The sequence below is a fragment of the Cohnella pontilimi genome (assembly GCF_005049045.1).
In the GTDB taxonomy this organism is placed as follows: Bacteria; Bacillota; Bacilli; order Paenibacillales; family Paenibacillaceae; genus Cohnella; species Cohnella pontilimi.
The window spans coordinates 20453-38866 of the sequence record NZ_SUPK01000009.1 but is presented as its reverse complement, the minus strand read 5'-3'; the positions used below and the strand labels follow the sequence as shown (position 1 = coordinate 38866).

17 protein-coding genes are annotated in these 18414 nt (G+C 54.5%); all 17 read left to right on the top strand.

The features are described 5' to 3' along the window. The first annotated feature begins 17 nt into the window (after positions 1-17). The 17 genes from E5161_RS17295 to E5161_RS17215 all read left to right on the top strand — a co-directional run bounded on the left by E5161_RS17295 (position 18) and on the right by E5161_RS17215 (position 18351). Positions 18-872 (top strand): phosphate ABC transporter substrate-binding protein, encoded by an 855-nt coding sequence (locus tag E5161_RS17295; RefSeq protein WP_136779151.1) that lies wholly within the window; start codon positions 18-20, stop codon positions 870-872. 88 nt (positions 873-960) lie between these two features. Further along, the gene (gene pstC / locus E5161_RS17290) at positions 961-1920 is read left to right on the top strand and encodes a phosphate ABC transporter permease subunit PstC (RefSeq protein WP_136779150.1); all 960 of its coding nucleotides are present in this window, start codon (positions 961-963) and stop codon (positions 1918-1920) included. After that, positions 1917-2816 carry a phosphate ABC transporter permease PstA gene (gene pstA, locus E5161_RS17285; protein ID WP_136779149.1) on the top strand — a complete coding sequence of 300 codons (900 nt, stop codon included), beginning with the start codon at positions 1917-1919 and terminating at the stop codon, positions 2814-2816. Before pstC (E5161_RS17290) ends, pstA (E5161_RS17285) begins: the two co-directional genes overlap by 4 nt. Before the next feature lie 113 nt (positions 2817-2929). After that, entirely contained in the window at positions 2930-3685 is a 756-nt protein-coding gene (gene pstB, locus E5161_RS17280; RefSeq protein WP_136779148.1) for a phosphate ABC transporter ATP-binding protein PstB, read from the top strand. Positions 3686-3717: 32 nt separating this feature from the next. Then, entirely contained in the window at positions 3718-4377 is a 660-nt protein-coding gene (phoU, locus tag E5161_RS17275) for a phosphate signaling complex protein PhoU (RefSeq protein ID WP_136779147.1), read from the top strand. A gap of 211 nt (positions 4378-4588) precedes the next feature. Then, positions 4589-5518: a phosphate ABC transporter substrate-binding protein PstS family protein gene (locus E5161_RS17270; protein ID WP_136779315.1), complete on the top strand. Its 930-nt coding sequence runs from the start codon at positions 4589-4591 to the stop codon at positions 5516-5518. A 91-nt stretch (positions 5519-5609) separates the two neighbouring features. Continuing rightward, on the top strand, positions 5610-6533 hold the full coding sequence (pstC, locus tag E5161_RS17265; protein WP_136779146.1) for a phosphate ABC transporter permease subunit PstC: 924 nt from the start codon (positions 5610-5612) through the stop codon (positions 6531-6533). Then, positions 6530-7417: a phosphate ABC transporter permease PstA gene (pstA, locus tag E5161_RS17260; protein WP_136779145.1), complete on the top strand. Its 888-nt coding sequence runs from the start codon at positions 6530-6532 to the stop codon at positions 7415-7417. The genes pstC (E5161_RS17265) and pstA (E5161_RS17260) overlap by 4 nt, the downstream gene beginning before the upstream one ends. Positions 7418-7430: 13 nt before the next feature. Continuing rightward, on the top strand, positions 7431-8189 hold the full coding sequence (pstB, locus tag E5161_RS17255) for a phosphate ABC transporter ATP-binding protein PstB (RefSeq protein WP_136779144.1): 759 nt from the start codon (positions 7431-7433) through the stop codon (positions 8187-8189). A 30-nt stretch (positions 8190-8219) separates the two neighbouring features. Then, complete coding sequence (gene phoU / locus E5161_RS17250; protein ID WP_136779143.1) at positions 8220-8876, top strand: phosphate signaling complex protein PhoU; 657 nt, start codon at positions 8220-8222, stop codon at positions 8874-8876. A 165-nt stretch (positions 8877-9041) separates the two neighbouring features. Continuing rightward, the gene (locus tag E5161_RS17245) at positions 9042-11315 is read left to right on the top strand and encodes an EAL domain-containing protein (RefSeq protein ID WP_136779142.1); all 2274 of its coding nucleotides are present in this window, start codon (positions 9042-9044) and stop codon (positions 11313-11315) included. Between the two features lie 19 nt (positions 11316-11334). Further along, a complete protein-coding gene (locus E5161_RS17240) occupies positions 11335-12600 on the top strand; it encodes an EAL domain-containing protein (protein ID WP_136779140.1) in 1266 nt (421 codons plus the stop codon). A 136-nt stretch (positions 12601-12736) separates the two neighbouring features. Continuing rightward, a complete protein-coding gene (polA, locus tag E5161_RS17235) occupies positions 12737-15409 on the top strand; it encodes a DNA polymerase I (RefSeq protein WP_136779138.1) in 2673 nt (890 codons plus the stop codon). A gap of 44 nt (positions 15410-15453) precedes the next feature. After that, positions 15454-16362, top strand: a complete 909-nt coding sequence (mutM, locus tag E5161_RS17230) for a DNA-formamidopyrimidine glycosylase (protein WP_136779136.1) — start codon at positions 15454-15456, stop codon at positions 16360-16362. Positions 16363-16458: 96 nt separating this feature from the next. Then, on the top strand, positions 16459-17121 hold the full coding sequence (gene ytaF / locus E5161_RS17225) for a sporulation membrane protein YtaF (RefSeq protein WP_136779134.1): 663 nt from the start codon (positions 16459-16461) through the stop codon (positions 17119-17121). Between the two features lie 13 nt (positions 17122-17134). Next, positions 17135-17740 carry a dephospho-CoA kinase gene (gene coaE / locus E5161_RS17220; RefSeq protein ID WP_136779132.1) on the top strand — a complete coding sequence of 202 codons (606 nt, stop codon included), beginning with the start codon at positions 17135-17137 and terminating at the stop codon, positions 17738-17740. Further along, positions 17737-18351, top strand: a complete 615-nt coding sequence (locus E5161_RS17215) for a lytic transglycosylase domain-containing protein (RefSeq protein WP_136779130.1) — start codon at positions 17737-17739, stop codon at positions 18349-18351. The genes coaE and E5161_RS17215 overlap by 4 nt, the downstream gene beginning before the upstream one ends. Positions 18352-18414: the final 63 nt, after the last annotated feature.

The window sequence follows — 18414 nt, the reverse complement described above, 5'->3', positions numbered from 1 at the left end:
AGAGGAGAAACAAACCCATGAAATGGTTCAAATCGCTTTCTGTAGCCGCAATGGCTCTTGCAATTGTTACAACCGGAGTATCTTCCGCAAATGCAGCCAGCTCCTTGAGCGGATCGATCGTCATTAACGGTTCGTCCGCGTTGCTTCCGCTCACGCTGCAAGCGAAGAGCGAATTCCAGAAATTAAACCCGAAAGTCAAAATTTCCGCTTCGTCCGCAGGTTCCGTAACAGGCCCGCAAGCCGTCCGCAAAGGCATCGCTCAAATCGGCGCATGCGACTGGGACGCAACTAAGGACGTTCCTGGATTTAAAGCTTTTGAAGGCCAAATTGCTACCCCGGTCGCTGTCATTCCGTTCGCGGCCATCGTGAATTCCGACGTGAAAGTAAACAATTTGACGACTCAGCAGCTGAAGGACATTTTCTCGGGTAAAATCAAAAACTGGAAAGACGTAGGCGGGGATGACGCCGATATCGTCATCGTGAACCGCGCGTTCGGTTCCGGCACTCGCGTGAACTTCCAGCTCAAGGCGCTGGAAGGCGGATCGATCGTCTCCACCGGCAGCAATGTCAAAACGGTGAAGTCGAGCGGAGAAATGAAAACGAACGTGGAAACGACGTCGGGGGCAATCGGCTATGAAGCTCTCGCATATGTTGCTGGCTCCAAAATGAAAGCCCTCAGCATTAACGGAGTTGCACCGACGGAAGCGAACATCATCAACGGCAAGTACAAAGTGTGGAGCTATGGCTACTACATGACGAAAGGCCAGCCGACCGGCGTTACGAAAGCGTTCATCGATTATATTCGCAGCGCGAAGTTCCAGAACGGCTCGCTGAAAAAGTTGAAATTCATCCCGCTTTCCGCCATTAAGTAATTCTCTTTCTCGAGTGCCAATATAGAAGCAGCCAGCTTCCGCAAGTTCGCGGGAAGCTGGTTTCTTCGTGGAAAGGAACGAGTGCTCCATGATCGAATCATCGCCCGCGGTTCAGGCGGCCGTGCAAGGCCAGCTCGGAGAGAGCATGAAGTCGGGCTCCGGCAAAGCGTTCGACCGGAAAAACCGGCTTCTCTTTTACAACAGTACGTTTAAAGTCGTGTGTATTTGCAGTGCGATATTCGTCTGTCTCATTTTGTTTTCGATTCTTATTTTCATGTTCCGTACCGGGGTACTGACGTTCAAGACCGTTCCATTGACCACCTTCCTATTTTCAACGGACTGGTCGCCGGAAACGGAAACGTACGGCGCGTTCGTTTTCATTTTCGGAACCTTTGCACTGACGGCGCTCACGCTGCTCTTTTCCGTTCCGTTATCGGTTTTTGTGGCCGTATTTCTTGCAGAAATGGCTCCGAAATGGCTCCGCAACCTGCTTCGTCCGATTCTGGATCTGCTGGTTGGCATTCCGTCCGTCGTCTACGGCTTTCTTGGTTTGACCCTGCTTCTTCCCAAGCTCCGCGATTGGGCGCAAGTGGATTTGTCGGACGGAATTCTGGCTGGGGCCATCGTGCTCAGCATCATGATTCTTCCGACGATCAGCCGAATCAGCGACGATTCCATCAGTGCCGTTCCGCAAAAATACCGGGATGCTTCCTACGCTCTCGGCGCCACGAGATTTCATACAATTGTGAGAGTCGTTCTGCCATCCGCCCGCAGCGGAATCCTGTATGCCGTCATTCTGGGTATGGCAAGGGCGATCGGGGAAACAATGGCCATCGTGATGGTCATCGGTAACACGCCTCAGCTGGCGAACGCTCTTTTCAAGCCGACTTCCGTACTGACGAGCAACATCGTGATGCAGATCCCGAACGTACCCTTTGACTCGACATGGAACTACGCCTTATACATGATGGGATTTCTGTTGCTTTTCATTTCTTTGCTGATGATCGTCGTGATTCGATTGCTCCAGCGGAAAGGAGCTTCAAGATGAAAACGGCCGCCAAAGCTGCCGCGACGAACGCGTTCTCCGCTCGCAGCGGTTCGAATCGCTTGAAAGACAAAATATTCTCCCTGGTCGTCTGGGGTGTATCATTGGTCATCGTTGCGATCATTCTGGGCCTTCTGGCACTCATTTTGGAGCGCGGCGCCACCCATTTGAGCTGGGATTTCATCACGGGTCTTCCGAGCGAAATAGAAGAGGGCGGAGGAATCGGGCCGTCGCTGTTCAATTCGTTCTATATGATGATCCTTTCGCTTATCGTTTCTATACCTTTCGGCATGGCAGCCGGGATTTATTTGGCTGAATTCGCTCCGGACAATAAATTCATCGCTTTCGTGCGAATATGTGTCGAGGGTCTGGCTTCCGTGCCTTCGCTTATTTTCGGATTGTTCGGCATCGCTTTGTTCGTTGAAATGATGGGGCTCGGTCTCACGATCATCGGAGGTGCCGTCAGCTTGGCTTTCTTGAATTTGCCGGTGCTGACCCGGGTAACGGAAGAAGCGATACGCGCCGTTTCCCAGGAGATCAAGCAGGCCTCCTTCTCACTGGGCGCCACTCATTTGCAGACAATTCGCAAAGCGCTTATCCCTAGCGCGATCAGCGGAATCGTAACGGGCATCAGCCTGGTCGCGGGCCGCGCGTTCGGCGAAAGTGCGGTCATCATTTTGACGGCCGGCGTAACGACTTCCGGCGTCATGTGGGATTTCAACCTGCTGTCTCCCGGAGAAACGTTGGCTGTACATCTCTGGTATGTGCAGTCCGAAGCCATCGTGCCGGATGCGCAGCTAATATCGCAAAAGGCGGCCGCCGTCCTATTGATTGTCGTACTGGCGATCAACTTCCTGTTCCGAATTCCGCTGTGGGTGCGGGAAAGAAAGCTTCGCTGACGCCCGAATTTACACTGCGTTTACAATGCCTGTACATGTGATTTACAATAATGCCGTATACTGCTGAAGATATGCTCATAATAGAGAGAACACTTGCGAGCGGAGGAACTCAAATGCAAGCTCTGATCGAGATTGACCGCTTGAACTTGTTTTACGGAACGTTCCACGCGCTCAAGAACATTTCGATGAAAATTCCCGAAAAGGCAATTACCGCTTTCATCGGGCCGTCGGGCTGCGGGAAATCGACCCTGCTTCGTACATTGAACCGAATGAACGACATGATTCCCGGGACGCAAATCGACGGCACCGTCAGCATCGCGGGCGCCGATATTTATGGTAAGGACATTGACGTGGAGACCCTTCGGAAGAAAGTGGGCATGGTGTTCCAGCAGCCGAATCCTTTTCCGAAGTCGATTTATGACAACGTGGCTTACGGACCCCGTCTTCACGGGATCACCAGCCGGCAAAAGCTCGACGAGATTGTCGAAAACAGCCTTCGCGGAGCGGCGCTCTGGAACGAGGTTAAAGACCACCTGAAGCGGTCGGCCTTCAGCCTTTCGGGCGGACAACAGCAGCGTCTGTGCATCGCGCGCGCGCTTGCGGTAGAGCCGGACATCCTGCTTATGGACGAGGCTACTTCCGCTTTGGATCCGATCTCGACACTGAAAATCGAAGAACTGGCACAAGAGCTGAAGGAACGCTACACGATCGTTATGGTGACGCACAACATGCACCAGGCGGCGCGCGTGTCCAATCAGACGGTATTTTTCCTGAACGGTGAAGTCGTCGAGTACTCGGAAACCGAGAAGCTTTTCTCCAATCCGGAGGATCAACGCACGGAAGATTATATTAGCGGACGCTTCGGCTGATTGTGTATCAGTGAAATGGGGGACATCGCGATATGGTGAAACGCAGAGAGTTCGATCAAGGGCTTGAAGAGTTGCAGCAATTGCTAAGCGAGATGGGACAACGAGTGGGACAGTCCCTCATGGCCGCGATGAACGCTTTGAAAACAATCGATGTCGAGGAAGCGCGCCGGATCATCGCGGGTGATCTGGATTTGAATAACCTGGAAACGAAGATTACCGAGCTTGGTGCCAAGCTGATCGCCACCCAGCAGCCGGTCGCCAAAGATTTGCGGAGCATTCTCGCGGCTCTGAAAATCAGCAGTGATTTGGAGCGAATGGGCGATCTGGCTGTAGACATCGCGAAGACGACACTTCGTTTGGAAGGACAGCAACTGATTAAGCCGCTCATTGATCTGCCGAAAATGGCGGAGCTCGTTCGGGATATGATTGAGGATGCCGTTCGCTCCTATTTGGAAGAGAACGTAGATTTGGCTTACAAGCTCGATAAGGACGACGATGAGGTGGATGCGCTGTACAGCCAAATTCTGCGCCATCTGTACCTCTTGATGGCGAAAGAGCCCCAGACGATTTCGCAATCCATGCTGCTGAGCTTCGTAGGGCGTTACATCGAACGAATCGCAGATCACGCGACGAACATCGGGGAAAGTACGGTGTTTCTCGTAACCGGCAAACGTCCGGACCTGAATACGTGACAGATAGGGCAGCCCTAAGAGGCTGCTTTTTTGCATATCCCTATTGAAACCGTTTACACAAGGTTAATAGATTTTACATAGAGTTTACAAACAGAATACATACCGTTGAAAAAGACAAACTAATATTAGAGATGTGCAAGGGACACCGAGGCAATTGATGCTTAGGTCCCAAATATATCAGAGGCACGCAAATCAGGAAGGGGTAAACATCATTATGAGAAAGTCGTTGGTCCTGGTATTGACGCTGATCGTCGCATTAACACTGGCAGCGTGCGGTAAGAACAACAACAATTCGGACGCATCTGCATCCAATAGCCCGGCAGCATCGGGCGGCGCAAGCAACGGCGCAGCATTGAGCGGAACCATTACTGCAGCAGGATCCACAGCCCTTCAACCTCTGGTTGAGCAAGTAGCGAACAAATTCATGAGCGAAAACTCCGGCGTCTCCATTACCGTGGCACCCGGCGGAAGCGGCGGCGGCCTTACCCAAGTAGCCGGCGGTCAAGTAGACATCGGCAACTCTGATATTTTTGCAGAAGAGAAACTGAAAGACGAAGCGAAAGATCTGGTCGATCATCAAGTCGGCGTAGTGGCCATTGCAGCTGTCGCAAACCCGAAAGTAAACGTGGACAACCTGACGAAACAACAACTGGTTGACATCTTCTCGGGTAAAGTGACAAACTGGAAAGACGTAGGCGGCATTGATGCGAAAATCGTGATCGTTAACCGTCCTTCAAGCTCCGGTACACGTAAAACGTTTGAAAACCTGGCTCTTGGCGGTCCTTCTAAAGACCTTCCGGGTTCGATTCAGGAAGATTCGTCCGGTACGGTTAAGAAGCTGGTTGCAGAAACTCCTGGCGCCATCGGTTATCTGGCTCTGTCCTACCTCGACGACAGCGTAAAAGCTTTGAAGTTTGAAGGCGTAGAGGCGACTTCCGACAATGTTGCAACAGGCCAATATCCGGTTTGGGCTTACGAGCACATGTACACCAAAGGCGAACCGAATCCGACTGTGAAAGCTTTCCTGGATTACATGTTGTCTGACGCTGTTCAAAACGGCGACGTAAAAGACATGGGTTACATCCCGATGTCGGCCATGAAAGTGGCTCGCGACGTCAACGGCACGGTCACCAACAAGTAAATAACAGAATACTCCTTAGCTTAACTACACCGCAAGGCGGCAAGAGGCTGACAATTCGTCGGCCTCTGCTTGCTGTTAAAGGAGAGGCTTTATGAATCCCGTGAAGAAGGACCAAGCGGCCGGCAACCGCAGGCTCCGATTTCCCAAGCATATCCGAGAGGAATGGTACGGCAGGGTTTACGCATATTTTTGCGTGACCCTTTTGATCGTTACGATCGTTTCGATCGTGTGGTTTATCGCATCGAAAGGCTTGAACCCCTTCTTATCCGGCGCCGTAAGTGTGCCGGAATTGTTGTTCGGACGCACCTGGAGTCCGGAAAGCGAACCGCCTTTGTTCGGCGCACTGCCGTTCTTGGCCGGATCCATATCCGTATCATTGTTGGCCGCCGTTCTAGCTGCTCCGTTCGGATTTTGTGCGGCTGTTTTCATGACCCAGATTGCGCCTAAAGTGGGACGCCGCTTTCTTCAGCCGGCCATTGAGCTGCTCGCCGGCATTCCGTCCGTTGTATACGGATTTGTGGGGCTATCGGTCATCGTGCCGTTTCTTCGCAACAATTTCACAGGCCAGGGATTCGGGATTTTAGCCGGTACCCTTGTGTTGTCGGTGATGATTTTGCCTACCATCACTTCGATCGCAACGGATGCACTAAGCAACCTGCAGGCAGGACTTAAAGAAGGTTCATTTGCACTTGGCGCGACACGGTGGCAAACGATTTACCGGCTTATTCTGCCCACCACGTTTCCGTCCTTGCTCACGGGTGTCGTGCTGGGGATCTCCCGCGCGTTCGGGGAAGCGCTGGCCGTGCAGATGGTGATCGGCAACGCTCCGCATGTGCCCAGGTCCCTGTTGGAATCGGCCGCGACCCTAACAAGCATCATTACGCTTGAAATGGGCAATACCGTCGGCGGATCCTTGCATAACAACGTCCTGTGGAGCTTGGCGCTGATCCTGCTGATTATGACATTTTTGTTCGTGTTTACCGTTCGTATGCTCGAAAGGAGGGCTGGGCGATGAGTGCCAAGACGGCAGACCGTATCGCATTGTCCGTCATTATTGCCGTTGCCGGCATCATTATGTTGGTCCTGGCCGCCTTGCTGGGCTATCTGCTGTACCGGGGACTCAGTCATGTAAGCTGGCACTTCTTGACATCCGTGCCCCAGCCGTTCCGTAAGGGCGGCGGTATCGGCCCACAGCTGTTCAACTCCTTATTCCTTCTCGTTCTGACGATGATCATTACGATCCCTCTTGGGATCGGAGCGGGAATTTACATGAGCGAGTATGCGAAACCGAACCGCTTGACGAATTTTATCCGGCTCGTGGTGGAAGTTCTGTCCTCGTTTCCTTCCATCGTCGTGGGCTTGTTCGGATTGCTCGTATTTGTGAACCTGTTTCATTTGAAATATTCGCTTGCGGCAGGCGCTTTAGCACTGACGGTGTTCAACCTGCCGCTCATGGTGCGCGTTACGGAGCAGGCTTTGCGGAGCGTGCCTCAGTCACAGAAAGAAGCCGGCCTTGCGCTCGGCTTGTCTCGCTGGAAAACGATTCGCTCCATTATGCTTCCGATGGCTTTTCCGGCCATCATGACCGGAACGATTTTGGCGGCCGGACGTGTATTCGGCGAAGCTGCCGCACTGCTGTTCACAGCGGGAATGACCACTCCGCGACTGGATTTCACGGACTGGAATCCGTTCCATTCCACTTCACCGCTGAATCCGTTCCGTCCGGCGGAAACGCTGGCGGTGCATATATGGAAAATCAACGCAGAAGGGCGCGCGCCTGACGCTCCTGAAATTGCGGCCGGCGCTTCCGCCGTGCTGATCATTATCGTGCTGCTGTTCAACTTCGGTGCCCGCGCGCTCGGCCGGGCGATCTACCGCAAGTTCACGGCGACCAAGTAAGGGAGGTTCTTGTATGAGCGAAATGGCCATGTATACGAAGGACCTCTCCGTATATTACGGTGAGAAACAAGCCATTAAGAAAGTCAGCATGGATTTCGCCGCCCGCGAAGTGATCGCGCTCATCGGTCCTTCCGGCTGCGGCAAATCCACCTTCCTCAGGTCGCTCAACCGGATGAACGATGTCATTGCCGGCGCCCGTGTCGAAGGCGAGATCTGGATTAACGGCCGTAATATCAACGCACCGGACACCGATGTGGTCCGTCTTCGGCAAAATATCGGCATGGTGTGGCAAAAGCCGAATCCTTTCCATAAATCGATTTATGAGAATATCGCGTTCGGCCCCCGTTATCACGGGATTCGGGATAAACGCAAGCTCGATGAGATCGTGGAAAGCTGTCTTCGGAAAACCGCGCTTTGGGATGAGGTGAAGGACCGGCTCAAAGGTTCCGCACTGGCTTTGTCCGGCGGACAGCAGCAGCGTCTTTGCATCGCGAGATCGTTGACGGTACAACCGAGCATCCTGCTCATGGACGAGCCGGCATCTGCATTGGATCCGGTATCGACGGCCAAAATCGAAGAGCTGATCGCGGAGCTCAAAAAAGAGTATTGCATCGTGATCGTCACCCACAACATGTACCAAGCGGCACGGGTTTCCGACAAAACCGGGTTTTTCCTGATGGGCGATCTGGTGGAATACGATGACACCCAGAAAATTTTCACGAATCCATCCCAACGCTCCACAGACGATTATATTTCCGGCCGTTTCGGTTGACGGAGCGGACCTGACAAGGGGGTGCCGTCCATGGTGACGCGCAGAGAACTGGATATCGGCCTGAACCAGCTTCAGGACATGTTGGTGGATATGGGCAAAAAAGTGGAGAAGGCGCTCGGTGAAGCGATGGCCGCCTTGTCGAACTTGGATGCGCAGGCTGCCCGCAAGGTGGTGGAAGCGGATCCGGAACTGAACAGGATCGAGGAGCAAATATCCGAAGTGGGGGCCAGGCTCATTGCTACGCAGCAGCCGGTCGCCACCGATCTCCGTCGGGTGCTGGCCGCGCTGAGAATCGCCTCCGACCTGGAACGGATGGGGGATTTGGCGGTGGATGTCGCGAAGGCGGCAATCCGAATGGAAGGGCAAACCCTGATCAAGCCGCTCATCGATCTTCCGCTTATGGCAGAGATGGTTCAGGAGATGATCTCCGATTCGATTCGGTCGTTTCTCGAAGAGAATGTGGACCTGGCTTACAAAATGGCGAAAGACGACGATCAGGTGGATGAGCTTTTCGGTAAAATTTTCAGAGAACTTGCCGGCATGATGGCGGAGGACCCGAAGGTGATCAACCAGTCGATGCTGCTCTTATTCGTGGCCCGATACATCGAACGGATCGCGGACCACGCGACGAACATCGGAGAGAGCGTCGTGTATTTGGTCACTAGCAAACGACCCGATTTGAACTGAACAGAGCAGCCCAAGGAGACGCGATGCGTCTCCTTTTTTATTGTAATTTTACCTTTCGTTAACATGGGGAAGACAATTCATGCACAAACGTATGGTAGTTTGAACGTACTAGGTAAAATGTACCACGACATCGACAGGATCGATTTCGGTCGGAGGTAACAGAGCATGGCGATAATCGGCAATTGGATCAACGGTGATATGCTCGAGGAACTAGCCAAAGAAGAGGAGCGAGGAGATATCGGGATCCTCGTGATGACATGGGATCAAACGTTGGAAACGGCACATCACGAGGGGTTCTTCTCCTTGCGGTTAACCCGGCTGTTCCGGTCCACGGCCATGCGTTTCAGTAAAACGACCGGGGCTGCCTTCAAGTGGCTTGTCCTGGATGACGGGCTCCTCATGGTGATACGCATGGCCAGATCGGAGTGGGCTGCGGAACGTGACGAAGCGTTGACCCGCTTGCTGTTCGAGCTTCGGGAGACCGCCGTTCAAGTATTCAGTGCGGGTAAACGAACACGGAAGCTGCGCGGTAAGGACCGGATCTGCGGCGGAGCGGCGCTTATCCGGCGCCAAGATGAAGGAACCGATGGCCATTCGGCAGCCGGAGACAGGGATGTTGACCTTTTATCCGCCCTGCTGCGGGCTTGGCGGATGGCCGTCACGTCCAGTCCCTGTTCCTTTGAAATATTCGAGTGCCGCAAACAGGCGGTGCGTTGGAGCCGAGAACGGATCGGCGTTCGCTATGCCCCTATCGTGTCCATGCAGGACGGATCGCTTTTTGCCTATGAGGCGCTTCCATTCAATAAGGCGACAGCCGAAGTGTGGACGCCGGAACAGTTTTTTTCCGTCTCCGAATGGGAAGGTGAATTGTTCGATAATGACAGGTATTTTCGGGAGCAGGCGATCCTGGCCGCACCTTCTGGAAGCACGCCGGTGAAATTGTTTGTGCCGGTTCCGGCCTGGATCGTTTTTGAACCGAAGCTGCATCCGGGCGACACGTTGAGCAAGATGGAAGCGGCAGGTCTCCGTCCGGAGCAGGTTGTATTGACGCTCGTCGACAACGGAACGGATCATCCGGGCACCTTGGTGGCGGCGCTGCGCCATTATCGCATGCAAGGATTCCGGATTGCGCTTTCGGCGGTAGGAACGGATCGGGAGGCCATCGAGCGCCTGATTGCGCTGAAGCCCGATTACGCCCGCATCAAGGGCGATTGGATTCCGAAGGAGACCCGAGATCCGGTTGGGGAAAGTTTGCTGCAGGCGGTGACTTCTCTCGCCCGCAAGGAGAAAATTGTGCTTTTCGCGGACGGATTGCAGCGGAAGGAACAGATTCGACCCCTCATATCCGCCGGTGTCGGGTACGGGCTGGGCCCTTGGATTGGCGATTCCGCAGAAAAGCCGCCTCCCCTGGATCCGGTCGTAACGGACCGAATTCGGCAGGAAATACGCCGGAAATTTCGCGGAACCTCCGGGTCGCTGGCTGAGCTGGTCGAACCGGTTCACACCTTTTCCAGCCGGACACCGGTTTCGGAAATCGCCAGACAATTTGAAACTCATCGGGAATCCCACGTGTTCGTCATTGTGGAGAACGGGCAGCCGGTCGGCTTGGTGATGAGAGAAAAGCTGCACCGAATGTTGGCGTCCCAGTTCGGACTGCCGCTGTACGGTAACCGGCCCGTAGCGAAAATTATGGAGACCCAGCCGCTCGTGGCGGATCAAAAGACGCCGATCGACCAGTTGTCGCAGGCCGCCATGATGCGGGAACCCGATAAGCTGTATGACTCCGTGATCGTTACGGATGCGGGAAAAGTGAAGGGGATCGTGTCCATCCGCGCCTTGCTGGAATGGGTGACCAACGTCCGAATGGCGGATGCACAGTGGGCGAATCCGTTGACCGGACTGCCCGGCAACGAGCCGATCCGGAGGGAGCTTTCCCGCCGCCTGGACGAGGGCAGACCTTTCTCCGTCATCTATGCGGATTTGGACCATTTCAAAGGGTATAACGACCGATACGGTTTTCATCGGGGAGACGATGTCATCCGGTTTACGGGAGAGACGCTGCAGAGCGTGGTGAAGGACTATTGTCCGGATAACAGCTTCGTGGGGCATATCGGCGGAGACGATTTTATCGTCATTATGGATTCCGGAAACCCGGTAAAGATTTCGGAAGATATCCTCGTTCTTTTCGAAAAAGGGATTTCTTCCTTCATCGATGGCACGCACGGGCCGGTGGCGGACCGCAGCGGAATGCTGCTGGAGAACACCGGCGTATCGATTTCTCTCGCGCTGCTGCTGTGCCAGAACACGGACGGCTGGACGCCGGATACATTGGCGGAACGCGCGGCGCTTCTGAAGAAAAAGGCGAAATCCAGATCCGGAAACTCCTTGGAGTGGGATATGCTCGACTATCAAGAGGATCAAGCGGAACGACAGGCATAGGACGGAGGATCAGCCCAAAATGATGGCCTCAAATGATATGACAGGGTCTGAACGATTCATCGGCGGATTTCACTTGCCGGGGGCAGACGGATGGCCGGAATACGATTCCGAATTTTTGGGCCTCGTCGGATTTATCCTGCCCGGCGGCTGGAGGCAAGCCGCGGGTCTCACGAAGGACGAAGAAGCGGAACGATGGAGCCAATGGTTTTCCCTGAGATTGAACGAAGTAAGCGTCCGGTACGGGGAGCGGATCGGACCTCATTTATGGGTATACTTTGGCATTCCGGCCAAGTCAGCGCAAGCGGCTGAGCATTATGCGGACACCTTGGGCAGACGTGTCCGGGATATCCTTTTTGCGGAATTCGGCGACCCATTCGGGGATGCGCCGGTCATGCGGCACACCGACGACTTCGGCTACGGAGCTGCAGTCATCGCAGGCACCGGCGACCGGCCGTTCACGGATTTGTTGTATGAAGGCTTTCTCGCAGCCGCTTCCCGGCTGCAAGGATGGAGCATGCCGCAGCGGGATCCGGTGCGCGGCATGGAAATGGAACGCATACTCAGGGAAGGGGATATTCGTAGCGTATACCAGCCTTTGTTTCATTTAAGGGACGGTAACATATTCGGCTATGAAGCGCTGACGCGTTGTGCGCCGGACAGCCCGTTTGACGGACCGCTTTCCTTATTTCGTTATGCGGAAGAGGAAGGTTATGCCTTCTCCTTAGACCGGTTGGCACGCGAGAAGGCGGTATTATCGAGTCCACTGCTTGGACCGCGGCAAAAAATATTCATAAACGTGAACTTGTCCATCATGAAAGATCCGCAATTTGTGTCCGGGCAGACCCGGCAATGGCTGGCCGCCCGTGGACTCCATCCGGGACAGGTCGTATTCGAACTGACGGAGCGAAGCTCGATCGAGGATTTCGATGAAGCCAAAAAAATGCTGGCTCATTACAGAAGCCAAGGGTACCAGATCGCGATCGACGACGCAGGCGCCGGCTATTCATCGCTTCAGGCCATTGTGGAGCTGAAGCCGGATTATATCAAGCTGGATAAATCGCTCGTTCAGTATGCGGACCAGGATGAAATGAAAAAGCACATGCTCCGGACGTTCGTAAGGTTTGCCAAGCGAATGAAAATTCGGACCGTGGCCGAAGGAATCGAAAGACCGGAAGAGTTTCAACTGGTTCGGTCGATGGGCATCGATTTCGGCCAAGGATTTTTGATCGGAAAACCGTGCGAAAATCCTGCCGATGTTTATACGCTGGGTTTACCCACCGTTTGAGAATAAGCGATTGATGGAGGAGACGCGACGCGTCTCCTTTTTCGTATTCGGATTCGGACACTCTGGAGTGCGGCATGCGGTACCGTATGGTATGATTATCAGTATGTAGAAAACCTGTCGGCGAGGTGTAGGATTTATGGGTAAAGGAAAAGACAAACTGATGCTGATCGACGGCAACAGCATCATTTATCGGGCGTTTTTCGCGCTGCCGCCGTTAACGAACAGCAACGGTTTGCACACAAATGCGGTCTTCGGCTTCACCACCATGCTTCTGAAAGTGCTGGAGCAGGAGAAACCGACCCATATCCTCGTCGCGTTCGATGCAGGCAAGGTCACGTTTCGCCACGAAGGTTATGCGGAATATAAGGGCGGACGCCAGAAGACGCCGCCGGAGCTGTCGGAGCAATTCCCGCTCTTGAAAGAAGTGATCGGCTCGTTCTCCATTTCCCAGTTTGAGCTGGCCGGATACGAGGCGGATGACATCATCGGCACTTTGTCGCGGAAAGCGGAAGAGGAAGGGCAGGAGGTCGTCGTCGTTTCCGGCGACAAGGATTTGCTTCAGCTTGCATCGGACAAGGTTACCGTTCTGCTGACGCGCAAAGGCGTAAGCGAAGTGGAAAAATACTCGCCATCGGACGTGGATGAGAAGTACGGCTTAAAACCGCTCCAGATCATCGACCTCAAAGGACTGATGGGCGATCCGAGCGACAATATCCCGGGCGTTCCCGGCGTCGGAGAGAAGACGGCGCTGAAGCTGCTGCACGAATACGGCACCGTGGAGAACGTGCTGGACAATATCGGGAATCTTAAAGGCAAGCTGCGTGAAAATATTGAAAATAATATGGAAAATGCTCGGATGAGCAAGCAATTGGCCACCATCTACCGTGAAGTTCCGCTCGATATGACGGTAGAGGATGCGGCATGGAGCGGATACGATGCTTCCACGCTCGCCGCGGCTTTCCGCAAGCTGGAGTTTAAGTCGCTCCTCGAAAGGCTGGATTTGCACGGTGCGGATGACGCGGCAGTCGAGAAGGTGGCCAAAGCCGAATACGAGATGGTGATCGTCGGATCGGCCGCGGATACATGGAACCAGTTGAACGACGCCCTGCCGAAAGCCGAGGCGGTGTTGGTGGAATCGGCCGGAGACAACCCGCATCAAGCGGAAATGATCGGTCTGGCGATCACAGCGGTTGACCGTATTTATGTGCTTCAACCGGAACAATTGAAAGCTTCGGAAGCGGAAGAGCTGATCGCTTGGCTGGCCGAGCCGGATCGGCCCAAAACAGGCTACGACTTGCACCGCGTGCAGCTCGTGTTGTCGCGAAGCGGGGTGAAGCTGTGCGGACAGGCGTTCGACGTTCAGCTCGCCGCTTATTTGCTGGATCCGACGGAAGCCGATCCTTCGCTGTCCTCGACACTTTCGCGGTACGGCCTGCCCACCGTGCCGTCGGATGAGGCGGTGTTCGGCAAGGGCGCCAAGTTCCACGTTCCTCCGCTGGAGGAGCTCGCCGCGCATCTTGCGGCCAAAGCGGACGGAATCCGCCGTTTGAAGCCCGTGCTCGCAGAACAGCTGGATAAGCTGGGCATGCGCCGTCTGTATTATGAGCTGGAACAGCCGTTAGCGATCGTGCTGGCCAACATGGAACAGCAAGGCATTAAGTGCGAAGGCGCCGCTTTGCAAGAGCTCGGTAAAGATTTTCAACGCCGGATCGACGAGACGATGAAAGAAATCTACAGGCTGGCCGGCATGGAGTTCAATATCGGCTCTCCGAAACAGCTGGGAGAAGTGCTTTTCGAGAAATTGGGCCTGCCCGTCGTGAAGAAAAATAAAACCGGCTATTCCACCGACGCCGAAGTGCTGGAGAAGCTGGAGCCGCATCATGAAATCGTCCGCCAAATTTTGCACTACCGCCAAATGACCAAGCTTCAATCCACGTATATTGAAGGATTAACCAAGGAGATCCGGCCGGACGACGGCAAAATTCATACGTACTACCGGCAGACGATTGCCGCAACCGGACGGCTGGCCAGCCAATATCCGAACCTGCAAAATATCCCGATCCGGATGGAAGAAGGACGGCAAATCCGCAAAGCGTTCGTCCCTTCGGAACCGGGATGGTGCATTCTCGCCGCCGACTATTCGCAGATCGAGCTTCGGGTTCTGGCCCATATTTCCGGCGACGAGCGGCTGAAGGAAGCGTTCCTGCAGGAGATGGACATTCATACGAAGACGGCGATGGACGTGTTCGGTGTGCCCAAAGAACAGGTCGACGCCAACATGAGGCGTTCGGCGAAGGCGGTCAACTTCGGGATCGTGTACGGGATCAGCGATTATGGCCTGTCTCAAAACCTGCATATTACGAGGAAGGAAGCGGCGGCCTTCATCGAGCAATATTTCAGTGTATTCCAGGGGGTTCGCAAGTACATGGACTCCATCGTGGAGCAAGCAAGAAGGGACGGCTATGTGACGACTTTGCTTGAACGGAGACGTTACTTGCCGGACATCACGGCTTCTAACTTCAATCTCCGTTCGTTCGCGGAGCGAACGGCGATGAACACACCGATCCAAGGAACGGCGGCGGACATCATCAAGCTGGCGATGGTGAAGATGGACGAAGCGCTGCGGGAGCGCAACCTGCAAAGCCGCATGCTGCTGCAGGTGCATGACGAATTGGTGTTCGAAGTGCCGGAGGAAGAATTCGAGACGATGAAGGTACTTGTGCCGCAAGTGATGGAGTCGGCGCTGGAGCTGGACGTTCCCCTGAAAGCGGACGTCAGCTTCGGGTCGAACTGGTACGAGGCGAAGTAATTCAACGCATCAAGTAGTATTTCAGTTAAAGAAGGTGAATCGCAGTGCCGGAATTGCCGGAGGTAGAGACCGTCCGACGGACCTTGAACATGCTGATTGCGGGTAAGAAGATAAGCCGCGTCACGGTCAACCTGCCCCGTATTCTTCAAAAGCCGGATGATCCGGATGTGTTTGCCGCCATGTTGGAGGGGCATACTTTTCAGTCGGTGGAGCGGCGGGGAAAGTTTCTCCGTTTGCTGCTTGATGGCGTGACACTCGTATCGCACCTCCGCATGGAAGGCAGGTACGGCGTATACCGGGCGGACGATCCAGTGGAGCCGCATACACATATCATCTTTCATTTTACGGACGGTACCGAACTGAGATATAAGGACGTCCGGCAATTCGGAACGATGCACCTGTTTGCTCCGGGGCAGGAATGGCAGTCGCCTCCGCTGAATAAACTGGGGCTGGAGCCGTTGTCGGACAAGTTTACGCCGGACTCGTTCTTGAAGGCGCTCGGCCGGCGCACGACGAAAATCAAACCGCTGCTTCTGAACCAAGAAGTCATCGTCGGACTTGGCAATATTTATGTGGACGAGGCGCTGCACCTTGCCGGTGTCCATCCGGAACGAACGGCGGATTCGCTGACGAAAGCCGAGAAGCTGCGACTGTATCAGGCGATCGTCGACACGCTGCAAGCGGCGGTCGACGCCGGCGGTTCTTCCGTCAAATCATATGTGAATGGGCAGGGCGAGATGGGCATGTTCCAGCATCAGTTGAGAGCCTACGGCCGCACTGGCCAACCGTGCGCAACATGCGGATCTCCGATCGAGAAGTCCGTGGTCGGCGGGCGGGGAACGCACACTTGTCCGAGCTGCCAGATAGGGCCCAGGAAGACGGCGAGGTCACAAAGGGCGAAAGCCGCCAAGGGAAATGCCGTGAAGCGCCGGCTCGACGGCACCGCACAGTAACAACCCGGTGAAAGGCAGGATTCGGAGAAAAAACGGGGCATTCACCCAGCCCCCCGCATAGGATGGTGAAGTAAAAATCATCCGGGGGGAAACCGAATGCTGGCTTCCATCGCTTCGCTGCTTTTCCTTTCTTTTGCTGTAAGCATTGACGGTTTCGGTGTGGGCATCACCTACGGAGTCCGCAAAATCAAAATACCGGCCGGGTCCGTTTTGATCATTTCCGCGTGTTCGGGACTCGTGATTTTTGTTTCTATGCTTGTCGGAAAGCTATTGATGGCGTGGATGTCTCCGCACGGCGCATCGGCTGCAGGCGCGGTGATCTTGATCGGGATCGGCCTATGGACATTCATCCAGTTTATCCGGAATGGAGAAGCCGAGAGCCGTAACACCGGAAAAAAAGAAGTGGCTGACGCTCCTTCCACGGTGCTGCGATTGGAAATCCGGCAATTGGGCATTATCATTCAGATTTTACGCACGCCATCTGCGGCGGACGTAGACCGTTCCGGCATCATTACGACCGGCGAGGCACTTCTGCTGGGTGCCGCTCTGTCACTGGACGCGTTCGGCGCCGGCATCGGAGCCGGACTGATCGGCTTCCCTCCGATCATCACCGCAGTCGTGATCATGGCCGCCAGCGGATCCTTCCTTTGGACAGGAACTCAAGTTGGATTTCGTGTGGCCGGCTGGCGTTGGGTGAGACAACTTTCGGCTTTGCCGGGGCTGATTTTGATCGCCATGGGACTACTTAGACTGTTATAAAGGAAGTCGTTGCATGAATATCGGACTCACCGGGGGCATCGCCACGGGCAAAAGCACAGTCGCGAAGTTACTAACCGAGCGGGGAGCTCTTCTCATCGACTTGGACAAAATTGCCCGGGAAATTGTAGAGCCGGGGCAACCGGCTCTAAATCGCATTGCCGAGCGTTTCGGGCGTGAAGTGCTTCAGGAAGACGGATCCCTTGATCGCAAAAAGCTGGGTCAAATCGTATTTGCGGATGATCAGGAGCGCAAAGCGCTGGAAGCCATTACCCATCCGGCGATCAGAGCCGTGATGAAACAGAGGATGGCGGATTATGCGCGTAAATACCCTCAGCGGCTCTGCGTCGTGGACGTGCCTCTTTTGTACGAGTCCGGGCTCACCGAATACTTTGAAAGAGTCATGGTCGTTTATGTGCCTCGTGAAGAGCAGCTGAAACGGTTAATGACAAGGGACAAGCTGTCGGCGGAGGAAGCAGAAAGAAGACTGGCGGCGCAAATGGACATCGAGGAGAAAAAGCGGAGGGCGGACATCTTGATCGACAACAGCGGAACCTTGGAAGAAACGCAAGCGCAAATCGACCGTTTCTGGCAACAAACGGAGCACTCAGGGCAAGCATGAAGACACAGGTCAAAGCGAGAACGAAGCCAAAACCGAGAACGAAGCTGAAATCGAGAAAGCGAAAACGATGGATTCTGCTGCTATTGCTGCTTGTGCTCAGCGCCCTTTTTTTTCGGTCGGACTGGCTCGGCCGATGGGTTTATCCCGTATCGTACACCCAAGAAATCAAACAAAACTCCGAGAGATATGGGCTGGACCCGCTGCTTATCGCGGCGATCATTCGGGTGGAGTCGAACTACCGTCCGGATGCGGTTTCCCCGAAGGGGGCGGTAGGCATCATGCAATTGATGCCGAGTACGGCATCCTGGATCCTGAGCCAGGGCAGCTTCGGAGACATTTCGGTAAAGGACGCCGGGAACCGGGCGGATGCCGGAATTCGTCTGGGCACCTGGTATGTGAAGGAACTGGAGCGGCAGTTCGACGGAAATCTCGCGGCCATGCTGGCCGCTTACAACGCCGGTCCCAACCGGGTTAAGAAATGGCTCCAAGATCGAACGTGGGATGGCACGGAGGCCAAGCTCCGCGATATTCCGTACGGCGAGACTAGACATTACGTCCAGCGTGTGATGTATTATTATAAGAAATATCAATCGTTATACAACGCTTTGTGAAGCTTCTTCGCCGACAAAATGAAGAGGAAGCTTTGAAGCGGTGGCTTCAAAGCTTCCCTTTAT